Annotated in this window: 1 rRNA gene (cut by a window edge); it reads right to left on the bottom strand. The window is 57.8% G+C overall.

The annotated features are described in order from the left end of the window. Positions 1 to 22: 22 nt before the first annotated feature. A 23S ribosomal RNA gene (locus tag AOM46_RS31280) occupies positions 23 to 779 on the bottom strand; its annotated part runs 2044 nt beyond the window's last position; the annotation flags it as partial.

Genomic DNA, 779 nt, shown 5'->3' with positions numbered 1-779 from the left:
TTCACAGTGGACGCGAGCATCTATGGACAAGCCCTCGGCCTATTAGTACCGGTCAACTCCACCTATCACTAGGCTTCCATCTCCGGCCTATCAACCCTGTGGTCTACAGGGAGCCTTACCCCATCAAGTGGGTGGGAGTCCTCATCTCGAAGCAGGCTTCCCGCTTAGATGCTTTCAGCGGTTATCCCTCCCGAACGTAGCCAACCAGCCATGCCCTTGGCAGAACAACTGGCACACCAGAGGTTCGTCCGTCCCGGTCCTCTCGTACTAGGGACAGCCCTTCTCAAGACTCCAACGCGCGCAGCGGATAGGGACCGAACTGTCTCACGACGTTCTAAACCCAGCTCGCGTACCGCTTTAATGGGCGAACAGCCCAACCCTTGGGACCAACTCCAGCCCCAGGATGCGACGAGCCGACATCGAGGTGCCAAACCATCCCGTCGATACGGACTCTTGGGGAAGATCAGCCTGTTATCCCCGGGGTACCTTTTATCCGTTGAGCGACGGCGCTCCCACAAGCCACCGCCGGATCACTAGTCCCTGCTTTCGCACCTGCTCGACCCGCCAGTCTCACAGTCAAGCTCCCTTGTGCACTTACACTCACCACCTGATAACCAACCAGGCTGAGGGAACCTTTGGGCGCCTCCGTTACTCTTTAGGAGGCAACCGCCCCAGTTAAACTACCCACCAGACACTGTCCCCGATCCGGATCACGGACCCAGGTTAGACATCCAGCACGATCAGAGTGGTATTTCAACAATGACTCCACCCAAGCTGGC

This window comes from Streptomyces sp. NBRC 109706 (genome assembly GCF_000974485.1).
GTDB lineage: Bacteria > Actinomycetota > Actinomycetes > Streptomycetales > Streptomycetaceae > Streptomyces.
The sequence above is the reverse complement of the archived record's forward strand: the minus strand, read 5'-3'. Positions and strand labels throughout refer to the sequence as shown.